The sequence below is a fragment of the Streptomyces sp. NPDC007346 genome, assembly GCF_040703535.1.
Lineage (GTDB): Bacteria > Actinomycetota > Actinomycetes > Streptomycetales > Streptomycetaceae > Streptomyces.
In genome coordinates this window covers 39,281-54,525 of the sequence record NZ_JBEYKR010000026.1, presented here as the reverse complement: position 1 = coordinate 54,525, position 15,245 = coordinate 39,281, and the positions used below count along the sequence as shown (strand labels likewise).

Here is a 15,245-nt window from a genome sequence, read left to right as displayed (position 1 = left end):
CCACAAGAACTCACCGCCCCCACCCACCCACGCACCACCACCACCCCCTTCCAAACCTGCGACGGCTGCGAACGCGCCTTCCGCTCACCCACCCCCGGCCACTGCCGCGACTGCCGAACCACACACCAACACCACCAACAACACCAGAACCAGCAACACCAGCATCAACAGGCCGCCGCCTGACGGCTGCACACACGATGAACGACGGCATGCTCAACCTCACTGGCTTTACTGGTGAACGCGGTTGGAACCGTCCGGCCGTGACTCTGACGGACCTCCGAGACAGATTCCGCGACGATGAGCAGCGGACAGTGTGTCCAGGCAGTGATCGCCAGTCGCCTTGCCGATGATCGGAAGCCGCAGGAGTCCGCCTGTCACCGTCGCCGGGGCCGCGGTGTGCGGCCTGGTGCTTGTTCGTCATCCTCGTTCCGCCCACGGCGGGACCGGATGAGGCAGCAGGAGCAGGAGCAGGAGCAAGAGCAGCCGCCGCCCCTCGTCGTCCTGGCCGGGGACGCAGGCTGGAAGCCACTGGTCCCAGGCCGGAGGTGGGGGGCGGGAACACGGCACAATGTCTCCAGTCCCGAGCCGGCTGCCGGGGCCTGTGCGACCCACCCCCCATGGCCGCGAGTCCCTCACGATCTCCGTCCGGCCCATCGCACCGAACGATATCGGGGGCCTCTGACAACGCCCCCTGTGCGCCGTCCCCCGTCCCGTCCTGTCCCGGCGCGCGGAGAGACGCCCAGGTCACACGGGTGGCACCCGTCCCGCCGTCCCACGCGTCCCGCGTTGCCTTGTGGGCGTTCCGGGCCCGTGGCAGCGTCGCTCCCGTCACCAGGAACGAACGAACGAAGGGGAAGAAACATGCGACCGAGCGTCATGACGAGGTCGATCGTCAGCGCCGCCGCCGTGGCCGGGCTGGCGATCGGGACTCTTGCGACTGCCGGTACCAGCTTCGCGGCCCCCGCGCCGGCCGCCCAGCCGGCAGCGAGCGCCGACTCCTTCGGCATCCTCGCGACGAACAACCTGGGCCTGAGCACCAACCAGGCCAAGGGCATCCAGCGTTCGTGGCTGCCGGGTTGGGGCTACAGCGGAGCCGTCGACGGACAGCTCGGCACCAACAGCTGGAAGGCGATCCAGCGCTGCCTGGCAGCGCAGTACGGCTACAAGGACTCGATCGACGGGGTCGTCGGCCCCAACACGATCAAGGCGCTTCAGCGGCTCCTGAAGAAGCACGCCGGCTACACGGGCGCGATCGACGGCATCGCCGGGCCGGGCACCAGGGCCGCGTGGTCGAACTGGGCCAACTACATCGGCTGATCGTCCTCGGCTGATCCGCACCCGTCCGCCTCACCTCCTTACGGGGGGAGGAGGTGAGGCGGACGTGTGGGTCTGCGGCGTCACTCGGACGATGGATCCGGGGTCGGCTCCAACGGGTCCTTCGCCAATGAGGTTCGACAGCAGACAAGTTCATGACTGGCATCGCTCAAGTACCTTGCTGGGGGCGGCTCTTCCGAGCCGCCCTCCGCGTTTTTCACGGCAGCCCCGGCCTCACCTGAGCCGACCCGGGTCCGACCCACGGGGCTCGGGTGCGGGCATCGTTACGACGACCCCAACCGCCCCGTACACCTTCAAGCTTTAGGGTGCCTTTACTTGGACCGTGAGTGCGTGGCAGGAAGGCACAGCATGACGTCGGAGCGTCGAAGACTCGAAGCGGCGGCCCCGGAACTGTCGGAGGAACTGCGCAGACTGCGTGAACTCAACAGGCTGACCCTGGCCGCGCTGGCCAAACGCACCAACTACAGCAAGTCTTCCTGGGAGCGGTATCTCAACGGCAAGGTGATTCCGCCGGAGTCCGCCGTGCTGGCCTTCGCGCGTACGGTGGGCGCCCGCCCCGACGAGCTGTTGATGCTCAGGAACCGGGCCGAGCGGGCCGAACGGACCGGGCCCGGGAGCGATGTGTCCGGCGCCCCCGGGCCCGGTGCCTCCGCGCCTGGTGTTCCTGTGCCCGGTGCCTCCGGCCCCCGTACGCCCGCCCAGGAGGGGGCCGTCGCAGCTCCGGGCCGTACGGCGGACGGCGAAGCCGGCGGGGCGGCAGGGCCAGGGGCGGGCGCAGGGCCAGGGGCGGCGGGGGCGGAGGCGCGGTGGGCGGCCGGGGGTTCTCCCGCCGGGGCGTCGGCCCCTGCGCCGGACGCCGCGCTCGTGGCTTCTGGCTCTGAACCGTCGGGCCCCCGGAAGGCGGCGAGCTGGCCGTGGCGCAAGGGCCTCGTCCTCGCGGGCATCGCGAGCCTGGGGGCGGCGGTGGGCCTGGCGGTGGGCATCCCGATGGGTACGGAGCGGGGGGACCGTGACGAGGGCGGAGCCCTGGCCGGTACCCCCGTGAGTTCGGAGGTGGTGGCCGGTGGCCCCGGCTGCATCGGGTCCGAGTGCCGGGAGAAGGACCCGCAGCGGCTGAACTGCCATCTCGGCGTCTGGACGGCGGCTGCCGTCCAACGCGGCGACACCTACCTGGAGTTGCGCTACAGCCCAGGGTGCCGCTCGGCCTGGGCGCGGATCACCGAGGCGGGGGTGGGGGACGTCGCGCGGGTTGTGACCGAGCGGGGCGTGACCCAGGAACGGGCGATCAGCTACGACGGGGACACGTACTCCCCGATGGTCGAGGCGCCCTATCCGGCCGCCGTACGGGCGTGCGCGAAGCTGCTCGACGGGCAGAGCTTCTGCACGGCCGAGGGCGGCGCCAGACCCCTGCGCGAAGCCGTCACCGACGAGAACGAACGGGGTTGAGGAGCCGGGAACGACGCCCCGGGCTGATGGGATGGGAGCGACGCCCGGGGCTGACGAGAGGGAAGCGACGCCCAGGGCTGATGGGGCGGTAGCGACGCCCGGGGCCGACGGGACGGTAGCGACGCCCCGGGCTGATGCGATGGGAGCGACGCCCGGGGCTGACGGGACGAGAACGAGGCCCTGGGCTGACGAGGGCGAGCGACGCTGATGGAGTGCGTCCCGGTGGCCGTCGCCGCCACCGGGACCACTCGATGTGCCTTCAGCGACCTCAGTTGTGGAACGTCGCGTCCCAGTGGTTGCCCTCGCGCGCGTAGATGTTGCCCGAGGCGGACTTGTACTGGGCGGCACCGTCACCGCGGTTGCCGATGAAGGTGAAGGTGCGGGTGATGTAGTTGCTGATGCAGGACTGCGGGCTGAAGTCGATCTTGTAGCCGTTCCAGTGGCTGTACGTGCCCGAGGCGTGACCCGTCTCCGTACCGCCGGTGACCAGGATCGGACAGCCGCTGGCGCGCTTCAGCGTGACGGTGCCCTCGACGGTGGTCCGGCGCATCTGGTCGAAGGACGTGCAGGTGCTGACGTTGCGGTTCGAGCAGTTGCCGGACGAGGTCCAGGTGATGCCGGCGCTCTGGAACTGCGAAGCCGCCTGGGAGTGCGTCAGCTTGGTGCCTCCGCCGCCCCCGCCGCCGCCCGAGCCGGTGACCAGCGCCCGCCAGGTGTCGGGGCCGACGATCCCGTCCGCGCTCAGCCCCTTGCTCTGCTGGAACTTCTTCGCGGCGGATGCGGTGCCGGAACCGAAGGCGCCGTCCACGGCCAGGCCGTGGCCGTACCGGTTGAGCTGGACCTGGGCCGCCTTCACCGCGCTGCCGTTCGAGCCGGAGGAGACCGTGACGATCAGCTTGGACCAGGTGTTGGCGCCGACGATGCCGTCGGCGGCGAGGCTCTGGGAGCGCTGGAAGCTCTTCACCTTGTCGGCGGTGCCGCTTCCGAAGATCCCGTCCGCCGCGGTGGCGTGGTTCCGGGCGGTGAGGAGGTGCTGGACGGTGGTGACGTTGGCGCCGGTGTTGCCGCTGCTCACCAGCGGCCAGCTCGCGGCCTGGGCGGCGGGGGCGCTCAGGAGGGTCGCGAGCACCGCGGCCATGACCGTGGCGAGCAGAGCGGGAAGACGTCTCATGCGGATGTGTCCTTCGATTCCTTCGGCGAACTGGACTGACCCGCAACAGTCTTGACCGGCCGCGCCCCTGAACCCCCGGTTCCGGGGCGAAGCGGGGACAGGCTGGGACGCCCCACGCCCTGGGACGCCGTTGACCTGCGCCGACCTGACCGAGGTGCGTCGGCGGCCGGGACGGAGAACGGGACACGGAGCCGGCGGCCGGGAGCCCCCGCGCCGACGTCCCCGTACCCGCCGAGGCGTCCCGGCCGTCCCGCCCGGCCCACGTGACGGAGGGAATCCGCAGGTCACGAAGGTGGCCGTCCCAGGATTTCCCACAGTCCGCAGGATTCCTGGCTGTTGCGCACCCGGGACGGCAACGCTCCAGGCACCACCACCACCCGTCCTCCCCGCACCCCACCGGCGTGGGGGCGCTCCCAGGGGAGCACGGCGGGGCCACGGCGTGGGCCTGCGGCACCGTTCACGTGGCACCGACTGCACGCTCAGCTACTGACGACGTCCCGGACTCCAGGAAGACACATGAAGCGAAGAATCATCGTCACCGCCGCCGCCATGGCCGCCGTGATCGGTTTCGCCGGACCTGCCCAGGCGGCTACGGCCTCCGTGCAGGGCTCGGTGACATCGAGCACCACGTACTACACGACGGCCCGCACGATCACGACCGGCGGAACGAACATCTACCTGAAGGTCAATCCGCGCACGGTCGACATCAAGGTCTTCTGGTACAAGTGCGGCGACCGCAGTGTGCGCGGCACGGCCGTCAACTTCTGGTCCCACGAATCCGGCCGGAAGCTCATCGGCTCCAACTTCGTCTCCGGCACGAACTTCTGCCTGGCCGCCTCGGGCGACATCGGACAGGGCTCCCGGACGTGGAGCGGCAAGCTCGACTGGAACGTTCGCTCCTGACCCGCGGGGAGTCGCCGGGCCCGCCACGGGGGCGGGCCCGGCAGGGGTGTGCCTGCTCGCGCCCGTACCACCCCTCCCCGCCTCCCCTCTCCCGTACGCCCAGCGGAACAGCAAGAGCTGACAGCCGAGCGCCCAGAGCCCAGTGCCCAGTGCCCAGTGCCCAGTGCCCAGAGCCGAGAGTCCAGAGCCGAGAGCCGAGAGCCCAGAGCCAAGAAAGCGGTGATCAGAGGACCATGGCGTCCGTCACCATCCAGAAGCGGTCCGTATGGGCCCCGTACATCAGCATGCCGTTGACGACGCGCGTCCTGGAGGGCCGCGACAACGAGTGGTACATCAACACCTACGGCAGGCGACCGCGGCTGTCCGAACTCACCTGGGAACCATGGCGGGGCGGCGTCTTCATCCACTACATCGGGAGCCGGACCTCCTTCGCGCCGGCTTCGGAGACGGACTGCCGCAAGAAGGTCGCGAGCATGTTCGCCGACCACTACCCGGACTCCGGGGACATCAAGTACAACTTCCTCGTCTGCCCGCACGGCACGGTCTACGAAGGCCGGGGCTACCAGCGGGGCGAGGCGAACGGCGGCGCCACCATCGCCCTGGGCGGCGGGCGCGAACTCGGCCGCAACACCGCCTTCTTCTCGATCCAGGGCATGATCGGCGTCCCTGACAAGCCGACCGCCCCGATGCTCGCGTCGATGAAGAAGCTGATCCACCACCTGCGGTACGAACTCCCGCGCGAGCGGAAGGCGGGAGGGGAGCTGCTCCCGCACAAGGCGGGCGGCTGGGACACCGAGTGCCCGGGTGCGCAACTGCTCCCGTACGCGAAGACCGGCTCGTCCATCGACCCCGAACCGCCCGCCAAGCAGGGCTCGGGGGCCACGGCTCTGAACATCGTCTCCCGGGCCTCCTGGGGGGCCCGGCCCCCGAAGGCCGTCGTCAAGGTGCCCGCCTCGGAGCGTACGGGCTTCGTGGTGCACTACTCGGCCGGCCCGGCCTCGCAGACCGTACGGCAGATCCAGAACTACCACATGGACTCCAACGGCTGGTCGGACATCGGCTACAACTTCCTCGTCGACACCGGCGGCCGTATCTACGAGGGTCGCGGCTGGAACAACGAGGGGGCACACACGACCGGTTACAACCGTTCGCACGTCGCCGTGTGCTTCATCGGCCTCGACGGGGACGCGACCAAGGCGGCCAAGGTCTCGATCCGCAGCCTCTACGAGAAGGCGAACTCCGTCTTCGGCCGGACGCTCTCCACCACCTACCACAGCGCCCTGGGCTCCACCTCCTGCCCCGGCAACGACCTGCGGGCATGGGTGCGTTCAGGGATGCCCGTGGACGGCTGGGAGGACATCGGGGACGGGGACGGAGGCGGCGACGACGGAGGCGTACGGTCGGTGGCCTCCCAGCAGAAGGCCGTCAACAGCCTCGGCTACACACCGCCGTTGGACGTCGACGGCATCACGGGACCGAAGACGGTGGCCGGCATCAAGTGGCTCCAGGCCAAGGTCGGCGTCGCGGCGGACGGGATATGGGGCCCGGCGACGGAAGCCGCGTACCGCGCGTACACCAGCAGCGGCGGCCCCGGCAAGGGGATGAGCTCGGTCCGGTCCATCGCCTCGCAGCAGAAGGCCGTCAACAGTCTGGGCTACACCCCGCTGCTGACCGTGGACGGTGTGTACGGCCCCGGGACCGAGGCCGGGGTCAAGTGGCTCCAGACCAGGGCCGGGATCACCGCGGACGGGATGTGGGGCCCGGCGACGGAGGCCGTGTACCGCGACCTTGCCAGCGGGGACGCCACCTGGTCCGACGGCGGCCTGACGACGATCCGGTCCGCCCTGCGCCAGCAGAAGGCCGTGAACAGCCTGGGACACAGCCCCCGGCTGGCGGAGGACGGGATCTTCGGGCCGCGGACGGAGGCCGGGGTGACATGGCTCCAGGCCAGGGTCGGGGTCGCGGCGGACGGGCTGTGGGGCCCGGACACGGAGATCGCGTTCACCCGGTTCTCCGACGGCCCGCGCCTGGACGTGGACGGGGACTTCGGGCCGCGGACGATCGCCTTCACCCAGCGGGCCATCGGCGTCACCGCGGACGGCGTCTGGGGCGTGGAGTCCAAGCGCGCCCTGCAACGCCACCTCAACACCTGGTCCGGCGCCGGGCTGACCGTGGACGGCGACACCGGCCCGGACACCGTGAAGGCGCTGCAACGCCACCTCATGCTGATGACCGGCGCCAAGCTGACGATCGACGGCGTCTGGGGCGTGACCACCACCAAGGCCCTCCAGAACGCGCTGAACCAGGGGAGGCTTTGATGCGCGAGGACGAGATGCAGACCGCCGCCGCCCGCTGTCCGGCGGCGGCGGCGGACGAGGACACGGAGACCACTGCCGTCCGCCGTCCGGCGGTGGACGAGGACACGCAGGCCGCTGCCGTTCGTCGTTCGGCGGTGGGCGACGACGCGCAGGCCATCGCCGCCCGCTGCCCGGCGGCGGACGAGGACACGGAGACCACTGCCGTCCGCTACCCGGCGGTGGGCGCCGATGCGCAGGCCATCGCCGCCCGCTGCCCGGCGGTGGACGACGACAGGCAGACCACCGCCACCCTCCGCCCGGCGGCCGGACCGTCCACCTTGCTGTCCACCCTCCCGCCCACCGGTCCGTCCAGGCGCGGTGTGGTCGCCGGCGGAGCACTGGCTGCGGCCGGGCTGCTCGCCCTCGGGACCCCGGCGGCCGCCGCACTGGCCCCGGCCGCCCCCACCCCCGCCGCCGGGCCACCGCCGGTACCGGCCGGGGCGACACGCCGGAGCCTGGCCCGATTCACCGCCGTCGCGGCGAGCGAGGCGGACACCGTGACCGTGCCCGCCGGGTTCCGGACCGACGTCCTCGCCCCCTGGGGCGGGCCCGTCCACACCTCCGGACCGGACTGGCGGGAGGACGCGAGCGCCACGGCCGCCGAACAGGCCCGGCAGATCGGCAGCCACCACCACGGCGTCCAGTTCCTCCCGCTCGGCGACGGGCCCGAGGGGAACCGGCACGGCCTCCTGGTCATCAGCCACGAGGCCACCGACCCCGCCCTGCTGGGCGGCGACGCCCGTAAGGCGATGTCCGCACAGGGCCTCACCGTGCTGGAGGTCCGGGAGTCCCACGGCACCTGGCAGGCGGTGGCGGACTCCGCGTACAACCGCAGGATCACCGCCGACTCGCCGGTACGGTTCTCCGGGCCGGTGCCCGTCCACGGCCGGGCGCGCGGCGTACTGGCCCCCAGCGGCCAGGGCCTCACCCCCTGGGGCACCTGCCTGGTCGCCGAGGAGAACGCCAACGCCTTCTTCGGCACCGACGACGCCGACTGGCAGCGCGGTGAGAAGCACGTCCGGTACGGGCTGTCCGCCGCCGGCCACGGCCACCCCTGGCACGAGGCCGACGAGCGCTTCGACCTGGCCTCCGCCAAGGCGCGCCCCGAGCAGTTCGGCTGGGTCGTGGAGTTCGACCCGCGCGACCCCTCGGCGCTGCCGGTCAAGCGGACCGCACTCGGCCGCTTCGCCCACGGCGGCGCCACCGTGACCGAGGCGGCCGGACGCCTCGTGGTCTACAGCACGGACGCCGAGGACGCCGAGTACCTCTACAAATACGTCAGCGCGGGCGACTGGCGGGAGACCCGCGCGAAGGGCCGGAGCCCGCTGGACCACGGGACGTTGTACGTCGCCCGGTTCGACGCCGACGGCACCGGCCGGTGGCTTCCGCTGACCCACGGACACGGCCCGCTCACCCGGGACAAGGGCTGGCGCGACCAGGCCGACGTCCTCGTCCGGACCCGGCTGGCCGCCGACGCCCTGGGCGCCACCCCGCTCACTCGGCCCGAACGTGTCGCGGTGAACCCTGTCGACGGGGAGGCGTACCTGGCCCTGGCCAACAGCCCTGGCGGCGGCACGAGTTGCGCGACGGGCGGGACCGGCAGGGCCGGAGCGGCGGACGAGGCCGGCGGGACCGGAGCGGTGGACGGGGCCGGCGGGACCGGAGCGGCGGGCGGGACCCGTACGACCGGAAAGGCGGGCGCGACCGGTCCGGACGACGACGGGGCCGTGTGCGGTGGAACCGACCCGTACGGACGGGTCATCCGCTGGCGCGAGGCGGCAGCGGACAGCAGGGGGGACCGGCAACTCGGCTTCCGCTGGGAGGAGTTCCTCGCCGCCGACGACCCGGACCGTTCCGCCGACGGGACCTTCGCCGCCCCCAAGGGCCTGTGGTTCTCCGCCGACGGCACGCTGTGGATCTCCACCGGGGTGTCCGGCCACGAGCTCAACGGCCCCGCGCCCCTCCACCGGGCGGCCGGGAACAACGCGCTGCTGGCCGCCGACCCGGCGACCGGGGAGGTACGCCGCTTCCTCACCGCGCCGCGCGGTGCCGAGGTCGCCGGGGTGACCGGCACCCCCGACGGACAGACGCTCTTCGTCAACATCCAGCATCCCGGAGAGCGGACGGCCCGCTGGGGCGCCCCGGACGCGAAGTCTCCGCGCGCGGTCAGCAACTGGCCCGACCACACCCCGACCGGCCGCCCCCGCTCGGCCACGGTGGCAGTCCACCGCGAGGCCACCTGAGCGCCCCGAGCCACCGGCGCCTGGGGGAGTCGGTAGGGGAGCCGGGGGCTCTTGAGCCCCCCGGAACCCACCCACTCCACCTATCCCACTCGCCCCCCTCGGTCCATCTCTTCCACCTGTTCCATCCGCCAGTTCACCAGTTCACCAGTTCACCAGTTCACCAGTTCAACAAGTCGACACACCGAACACCTGAGGGAGCACTCCCATGTCCGCATTCACTCTCACCCGCACGTACGCGGCCGCCGCCGGGGCCCTGGCTCTGGCCGCCGGGCTGGTCACGGCCTCGGCGACGGACGCCGAGGCAGCGGTGCCCGCCTGCCCGTACCCGTACGTCTGCTTCTACGACTCCAAGGGGGCCAAGACCGGCCAGTTCCAGGACGTCACCAGCGGCTACCAGTCCGTCGGATCGAGTTCGGGGGCCGCTCGGGTCTACAACACACGCAACGACGACGTCGCCCACATCCGGTACAGCGACGGGTACGTGCGCTGTATCAAGCCGAAGCAGAACGTCGGAATCTCGCGGGCCTCCACCAAGATCACGGGCATCAAGATCTCCTGGTCCGCGAGCTGCTGAGGCGCCCCGCACCTCCATTCCCTCGCCGGCCGGGCGTCCCCGGCCGGCGAGGCCCGTTGCGGGGCCGGGCCGGGGGCGGCTCATTCACGGACGGGTGCGTACCGGCCGCGCATGGCCGGGCTCGCGGCGGGCCCGGCGGTGAAGACGTAGGCGTCGCTGTCGTCCAGGCGCCGACCGCTGGTGGCGTCGACGACCACGGGCTCGACCTCATCGCCGGATTCGGCGTCCACGAGGATCATGCTGCGCTGGTCGGGGTCGAGGTGGGAGTTGCCCCAGGCGGCCAGGGCGACGATCACCGGGCGGAGGGAGCGCCCCAGGTCGGTGAGGACGTACTCGTGCCGGACGGGATGGGTCCGGTAGGGGCGGCGCTCCAGGAGGCCGTCGTCCACGAGGGTCTTCAGGCGGGTGGTGAGCATGCTGGAGGAGATGCCGAGGTTCTGCTGGAACTGGTCGAAGCGCGTGTAACCGTCGAACGCGTCGTGGAGCAGCAGCAGCGTCCACCACTCACCGACGTGCTGCACCGTCGTGGACAGGGGACACTCGCGGTCCTCCAGCCTGATGCGGCTCGCCATGGCACTCCTCCTGGTTACTGCTAAAGTGAAAGTTACTGACTTCTATTTTAGCAGTAGGACGTATCCAGCAGTGACTGGTAGCCACCGAAGGAGCACAGCCATGGCCACCGACCTTGCCGGCCTCCCCACCGTGATCAGCCGCTACCTCGCGGCGCATACGGCCCGTGACGCCACCGCCGCACTCGCCACCCTGGCGGCCGACGCCGCCGTGACCGACGAGGGCAGGACCCACCGGGGCCACGCCGAGATCGAGCAGTGGCTCACGGGCGCCGCGAGCGAGTACACGTACACGACCGAACTCCTCGGGGCGCAGCGGACCGACGCGGACCACTGGACGGTCACGCAGCGGCTCGAAGGCGACTTCCCGGGCGGGGTCGTCGACCTGCGGTTCCAGTTTTCGCTCGGCGACAACGGACTCGTCGGGCAACTGATCATCGAGGTCTGAGCCTGCGGACAGCAGGCTCGTACAGAGCCGCCGGATCATGAACGGCCGCCGACTGGGCGCGGAGGGAATCCGGTTGGAGGGCCTCCACGCCGCGCCCAGCTTCAGGAACTCCGCGTGGGCACGGTCGACAGAAGCGGGCGGCGCCGGTCGGGGCGGCGGGCGAGCGCGCCCGGTGTGCCACCGAGTTTCGTTGTCGGTGGCACACCGGGCGAGGGTCGTGTCAGGCGGGCGGGCGGAGGCTCCGGGGGCGTGGCGCGGGCGTCAGTTCCCCGGGCGCTTGCTCAAGTCCTTGCCGAACAGGCGCAGCAGTTCGTGCTCCACCACCGGGGTGAGGGCCTCGACGTAGTCGTCCGCCAGGTGGCCGTAGTCCCGGTAGACCAGGGTGTTCCCGACCACGACCGGGCAGGTGCCCGACGGGGCGCAGCCCCACTTGTACGGGTCGATGAGCGCGACGTCCTCGGCGGCGGCGGCGTCCCGGATCGCCCGGGTGACCTCGGGCTCGGGGTCGGCCTCCGAACGGGGGCGCGCGCAGGACGCCAGGTCGGCGGGGTTGAGCGCCACGCAGTCCACCGCGTTGTTCTTCGGCCAGGGGTTGTCCAGCACAGTGAGCACCTGGGTGCGTCCGCGCTGGAGCATCCGGTACGTCTCGGCCTGCCCCTTGCCCCATTCCTTGCCCAGGTCGCCCTCGCCGTACAGCGTGGCGGAGTTGGAGTTCGACGTGATGACGAGGTCGGGTTGCAGCTTCTGGATCTTCTTGATGGTCTCCGCCCGCCAGTTGTCGCAGGTGGAGTACGGGCCGTTCTGCCACTCGATGGTGACCTGGGAGACCTTGCAGGCGTTCTTGGTGAAGGAGTAGAGCCGCCAGTTGTGCTTGCGGGCGATGGCGTCGAGCGCCGGGAACCACTGCGCGGCATGCGAGTCGCCGAACAGGACCACACTGCGGTCGGCGTCCTTGTCACCGTACAGACAGGGCTTGGTCTGTTTCGTGCCGGTCATGGTGAGGGCGCAGTTGTCGGTGTAGACCGCGGACCGTGCGTCCGCGGTCTCGCGCAGGCTCGGTTCGAGGTTGGCCGGGAGCTTCTCCACCGGCTGTGCCAGCAACTCGGTGAGGGCGGCACCGGGGTAGGGGGCGGTGGCGAGCGTCTTCTTGGTGTTCTGCCGCGCGGCGCCCTGGTCCAGGGTCGGCGGGTACTGGAGGGTGAACACCGCGACCAGGGCTGTGGCGGCCGACAGGCCGAGACCCAGCGTGAGCCCTCGGACGGCGTGGGCCTTGAACGCGCGATGGAAGCGCATCGGGTCCTCGACCAGGTGGAGCGTTCCCCAGGCGAGCAGGATGCCGCCCAGCGCGGCGATCAGCCGCAGGGGGCCGTCGTGCGTACCGAAGCCGGCGGCGGCCGGCACGATGACGATCAGCGGCCAGTGCCACAGGTACCAGGCGTAGGAGAGCCCGCCGATCCAGACGGCGGGCCGCAGCGAGAGGACGGCGCCCGCGCCGTAGCGGCCGGCCGCCGCGCCTCCGGCGAGAACGGCCGCGGCGCCTGCGACCGGGATCACGGCGTGATGGCCGGGGAAGGGAGTGCCCTCGTCGAAGGACACGGCGGCGTAGGCGATGGCGGCCAGGCCGGCCCAGCTCAGGACCGCGGCGACCGGGCGCGGGATGTCGTTCAGGCGGTGCGCCGCCAGAGCCAGCAGTGCGCCGACCGCCAGCTCCCAGATCCGGCCCTGCGAGCCGAAGTAGGCCCAGGAGGGAGCAGTCTCGGTGAGGTGGAGGTTCAGCGCGAAGGAGGCGCCGGCCAGGATGATCAGCGGAATCGCGAGCAGGGCCCGTCGCCGGAACAGCTTGAGGGCGACGATCATCACGATCGGCCAGATCAGATAGAACTGCTCCTCGACCGCCAGCGACCAGAAGTGCTGGAACGGTGAGGGCGGCACATCCGTGTTGAAGTAGTCGGTCCCGGCCTCGGCGAGTCGGAAGTTGACGACGTACCAGGCGGACGCGACGGCGTCCTTGGCGTAATCCGCGAAGCGCAGCGGCCCGAGGAAGAGCCAGGAGCCCGCCAGCGTCGCCAGCACGACCAGGGTGGAGGCGGGCAGCAGGCGCAGCGCCCGGCGGGAGTAGAAGCGGCCCAGGGAGATCTTGCCGTCGCGGTTCCACTCCCGGATCAGCAGCGAGGTGATCAGGAAGCCGGATATGACGAAGAACACGTCCACGCCGACGTATCCGCCGGCCACGGAGGTCACCCCCGAGTGCCCCAGCACTACGAGGGTGACGGCCACCGCCCGCAGACCCTGGATGTCGAGCCGGAGACTCGCGCCCCCCGCCGGCCCGGCGGACCCCTTCCCGTGTTCGCCGGGAGTCCCGTCCCGGGGGCCGGCCTGGGGCGGGACGTCGTCTGACGTGGGCCGCGGGGCATGCGTGAGGCGACGGACGGGCACCGTGCGGATCTCCTTGTTCATGAGGCACACCCGGTGGCGCCGATGACCGCCTCCGGGGCCGGTCGATCGAAGCTGGCTTCGACCCGGCCTGCGATCCATGACAATTGTCAGTACATCGCGATATCGCCAGAGTGGACCATGCTGGAACACTCACTGACAAGCTCATGTCCCTTGAAAGCCACATAAGTGGCGTCTCGGTCAGTGGCCCGCTGTCGTGGCGCTCCGGACCTTTCGGCGGCGCGGCGATTCCGTCACCTCGCGCGACGCGGTGGCCGGAGCTCGTGTCGCGTAACCGTGTGGGGTCGGCGACCGCCGTCGGGAAGAAGGCGCCGCGAGCCTCGGTCGTGGGGTGTCCCCTGAGCCCTGATCGTCGGACCGGGCTCAGGGGACGCCGGTGAGCTTCTCCGCCAGGGACTCGATCAATGCGGCCGCCTCGATCTCGGTGATGTGCACGTGGTCGATGTCGCTGTGCCCGAGGCCGGAAAGCTTGAGGTGATCGGTCGGTTCCCAGCGCAGGTCGCGGGTGAACGCCTCGTCGTACGTCCGGCCGTCGTCGTCGACGCGTCGCCGGACGATGCCGCGTCCCGCAGCGGGAACATCACGCCGTGGAGGTCGAGGCACTCCCCGGGGTGGTAGCCGCCGCCACGCTCTACAGGAGGAGCAGCGGTTCGTACGGGTCGGGCAGGTCTGTCGGCAGGCCACGGTGGGCGGCCAGCAGCGCCGGCCAGCGCGCGGCTCCACGGCAGGTGGTGCGGAGGGAGGCTGGGGCAAGGCTCCGGAGTAGTTGATCCAGGTCCGGGCCCGCCCGCGCCCACCGATAGGTCAATTCCTTGCATTAGCCGCTGCTCGGTTTCGCCTTGGAGAAGGTGCCCTGCTCTGCTTCGCCGGCAGTTCGGTCAGGTAGGAAATTCGCCCGGCCAATCACGCTCCAGGAGAGCGATCGGAAGGTATTCGGACTCCACCTCGATGGGCAAGGGGGCGTCGTACGCCAGACATGCCACAGCCAGAGGCGGTAGGGCGACCAGACCGGTGGCCTGGAGAGCGTTGTCCTCTGTGCTCCAGTACTCTTTGTGCCAGTGGACGGCATCGGCCAGGGCCCTGTTGAAGCCGACATGATCTTCATGTATAAGACGGTGGAACATTTCCATAGGTGGATAGAGGAGTTTCGCTGTCGTCTCAGGGTCGCCGATGTGGTTCCTTTGGGGGCCTGTGCCATCGATCGCTGCCACCAACTTGGTACCCAGGTCAGGGCCCCCGAGCCAGTAGGTCTGCAGCGTTTCCACCCAGGAGTAGAGGAATTCGTCGTGGGACGCCCCCGACTTCCTGAGCAGGGACACCGGAATTTGGCACAGCGCAGTCAGCCGCTCCTTCTCCCTGCAGACCACCGCAAGGTAGAAGGCCGTCAGCCAGGTGCCTGCTCGTGCGTAAGCTTGAGGCCCCGTGGCTTGTAGCGTCCGGTCCTTCTCCGCGATGCGGCAGCTGACTTCGCCCTCAGTCGCCGCCGCCGTGGCGAATGTTGCCGATCCGACCTGCATGGCGTTGACCCACGACTTCCAGGTGTGCAGGTGGGACGCCTCGGTGTCCAGGAGGCAGTGTGACTTCGCGAGGGTGAGCGACAGTTGAAAAGCGTCACCCAGTCGGGTGGATCCCGCCTCAAGCCCATCGACCAATGATTCCGTGCTTTTCTCGAGCACGGAGAGTCCCGCCGCTGCGTTTTCTGTTGGAAAGGAGTGGCGGGAAATGATGACCGTCAACGTGCTTCT

The 15,245-nt window shown here is 70.7% G+C and carries 11 protein-coding genes and 3 pseudogenes; 8 read left to right on the top strand and 6 right to left on the bottom strand.

Translation table 11 applies throughout. The features are described 5' to 3' along the window. The 3 genes and pseudogenes from AB0917_RS10625 to AB0917_RS10615 form a co-directional block, all read left to right on the top strand. Positions 1-183: pseudogene (locus tag AB0917_RS10625) on the top strand (hypothetical protein); the annotation flags it as partial. A 678-nt stretch (positions 184-861) separates the two neighbouring features. Continuing rightward, positions 862-1,317 (top strand): peptidoglycan-binding domain-containing protein, encoded by a 456-nt coding sequence (locus AB0917_RS10620; RefSeq protein ID WP_366819135.1) that lies wholly within the window; start codon positions 862-864, stop codon positions 1,315-1,317. 366 nt (positions 1,318-1,683) lie between these two features. Further along, positions 1,684-2,781 (top strand): helix-turn-helix domain-containing protein, encoded by a 1,098-nt coding sequence (locus tag AB0917_RS10615; RefSeq protein ID WP_366819134.1) that lies wholly within the window; start codon positions 1,684-1,686, stop codon positions 2,779-2,781. A gap of 268 nt (positions 2,782-3,049) precedes the next feature. On the opposite strand, the pseudogene AB0917_RS10610 reads toward AB0917_RS10615, so the two are convergent. Together AB0917_RS10610 and AB0917_RS10605 are read right to left on the bottom strand one after the other, a co-directional pair. Then, positions 3,050-3,445 (bottom strand): annotated as a pseudogene (locus tag AB0917_RS10610) (hypothetical protein); the annotation flags it as partial. Positions 3,446-3,541: 96 nt separating this feature from the next. Beyond that, a pseudogene (locus tag AB0917_RS10605) lies at positions 3,542-3,919 on the bottom strand (peptidoglycan-binding domain-containing protein); the annotation flags it as partial. Between the two features lie 549 nt (positions 3,920-4,468). Between AB0917_RS10605 and AB0917_RS10600 the strand changes: the two are divergent. The 4 genes from AB0917_RS10600 to AB0917_RS10585 all read left to right on the top strand — a co-directional run bounded on the left by AB0917_RS10600 (position 4,469) and on the right by AB0917_RS10585 (position 10,029). After that, positions 4,469-4,855 (top strand): hypothetical protein, encoded by a 387-nt coding sequence (locus tag AB0917_RS10600; protein WP_366819133.1) that lies wholly within the window; start codon positions 4,469-4,471, stop codon positions 4,853-4,855. Positions 4,856-5,088: 233 nt separating this feature from the next. Then, positions 5,089-7,173, top strand: a complete 2,085-nt coding sequence (locus AB0917_RS10595; protein ID WP_366819132.1) for a peptidoglycan-binding protein — start codon at positions 5,089-5,091, stop codon at positions 7,171-7,173. Next, entirely contained in the window at positions 7,173-9,455 is a 2,283-nt protein-coding gene (locus tag AB0917_RS10590; RefSeq protein WP_366819131.1) for an alkaline phosphatase PhoX, read from the top strand. Before AB0917_RS10595 ends, AB0917_RS10590 begins: the two co-directional genes overlap by 1 nt. A 205-nt stretch (positions 9,456-9,660) precedes the next feature. Further along, positions 9,661-10,029, top strand: coding sequence for a hypothetical protein (locus AB0917_RS10585; protein ID WP_366819130.1), 369 nt, complete (start codon positions 9,661-9,663; stop codon positions 10,027-10,029). Between the two features lie 80 nt (positions 10,030-10,109). On the opposite strand, the gene AB0917_RS10580 is transcribed toward AB0917_RS10585, so the two are convergent. Then, positions 10,110-10,601: a helix-turn-helix domain-containing protein gene (locus AB0917_RS10580; RefSeq protein ID WP_366819129.1), complete on the bottom strand. Its 492-nt coding sequence runs from the start codon at positions 10,599-10,601 to the stop codon at positions 10,110-10,112. Positions 10,602-10,701: 100 nt separating this feature from the next. Between AB0917_RS10580 and AB0917_RS10575 the strand changes: the two genes are divergently transcribed. Then, complete coding sequence (locus tag AB0917_RS10575) at positions 10,702-11,046, top strand: nuclear transport factor 2 family protein (protein WP_366819128.1); 345 nt, start codon at positions 10,702-10,704, stop codon at positions 11,044-11,046. Positions 11,047-11,307: 261 nt separating this feature from the next. Here AB0917_RS10575 and AB0917_RS10570 read toward each other — a convergent pair whose 3' ends face one another. The 3 genes from AB0917_RS10570 to AB0917_RS10560 form a co-directional block, all read right to left on the bottom strand. Beyond that, positions 11,308-13,503, bottom strand: a complete 2,196-nt coding sequence (locus AB0917_RS10570) for an acyltransferase family protein (protein ID WP_366819127.1) — start codon at positions 13,501-13,503, stop codon at positions 11,308-11,310. Between the two features lie 360 nt (positions 13,504-13,863). After that, entirely contained in the window at positions 13,864-14,103 is a 240-nt protein-coding gene (locus tag AB0917_RS10565) for a hypothetical protein (protein WP_366819126.1), read from the bottom strand. A 275-nt stretch (positions 14,104-14,378) separates the two neighbouring features. Further along, positions 14,379-15,236: an immunity 49 family protein gene (locus AB0917_RS10560; protein WP_366819125.1), complete on the bottom strand. Its 858-nt coding sequence runs from the start codon at positions 15,234-15,236 to the stop codon at positions 14,379-14,381. Positions 15,237-15,245: the final 9 nt, after the last annotated feature.

Bases quoted from the DNA above. Each gene is read 5' to 3' on its own strand.
- AB0917_RS10620 (WP_366819135.1), top strand. From the start codon at position 862: ATGCGACCGAGCGTCATGACGAGGTCGATCGTCAGCGCCGCCGCCGTG.
- AB0917_RS10615 (WP_366819134.1), top strand. From the start codon at position 1,684: ATGACGTCGGAGCGTCGAAGACTCGAAGCGGCGGCCCCGGAACTGTCG.
- AB0917_RS10600 (WP_366819133.1), top strand. From the start codon at position 4,469: ATGAAGCGAAGAATCATCGTCACCGCCGCCGCCATGGCCGCCGTGATC.
- AB0917_RS10595 (WP_366819132.1), top strand. From the start codon at position 5,089: ATGGCGTCCGTCACCATCCAGAAGCGGTCCGTATGGGCCCCGTACATC.
- AB0917_RS10590 (WP_366819131.1), top strand. From the start codon at position 7,173: ATGCGCGAGGACGAGATGCAGACCGCCGCCGCCCGCTGTCCGGCGGCG.
- AB0917_RS10585 (WP_366819130.1), top strand. From the start codon at position 9,661: ATGTCCGCATTCACTCTCACCCGCACGTACGCGGCCGCCGCCGGGGCC.
- AB0917_RS10580 (WP_366819129.1), bottom strand. From the start codon at position 10,601: ATGGCGAGCCGCATCAGGCTGGAGGACCGCGAGTGTCCCCTGTCCACG.
- AB0917_RS10575 (WP_366819128.1), top strand. From the start codon at position 10,702: ATGGCCACCGACCTTGCCGGCCTCCCCACCGTGATCAGCCGCTACCTC.
- AB0917_RS10570 (WP_366819127.1), bottom strand. From the start codon at position 13,503: ATGAACAAGGAGATCCGCACGGTGCCCGTCCGTCGCCTCACGCATGCC.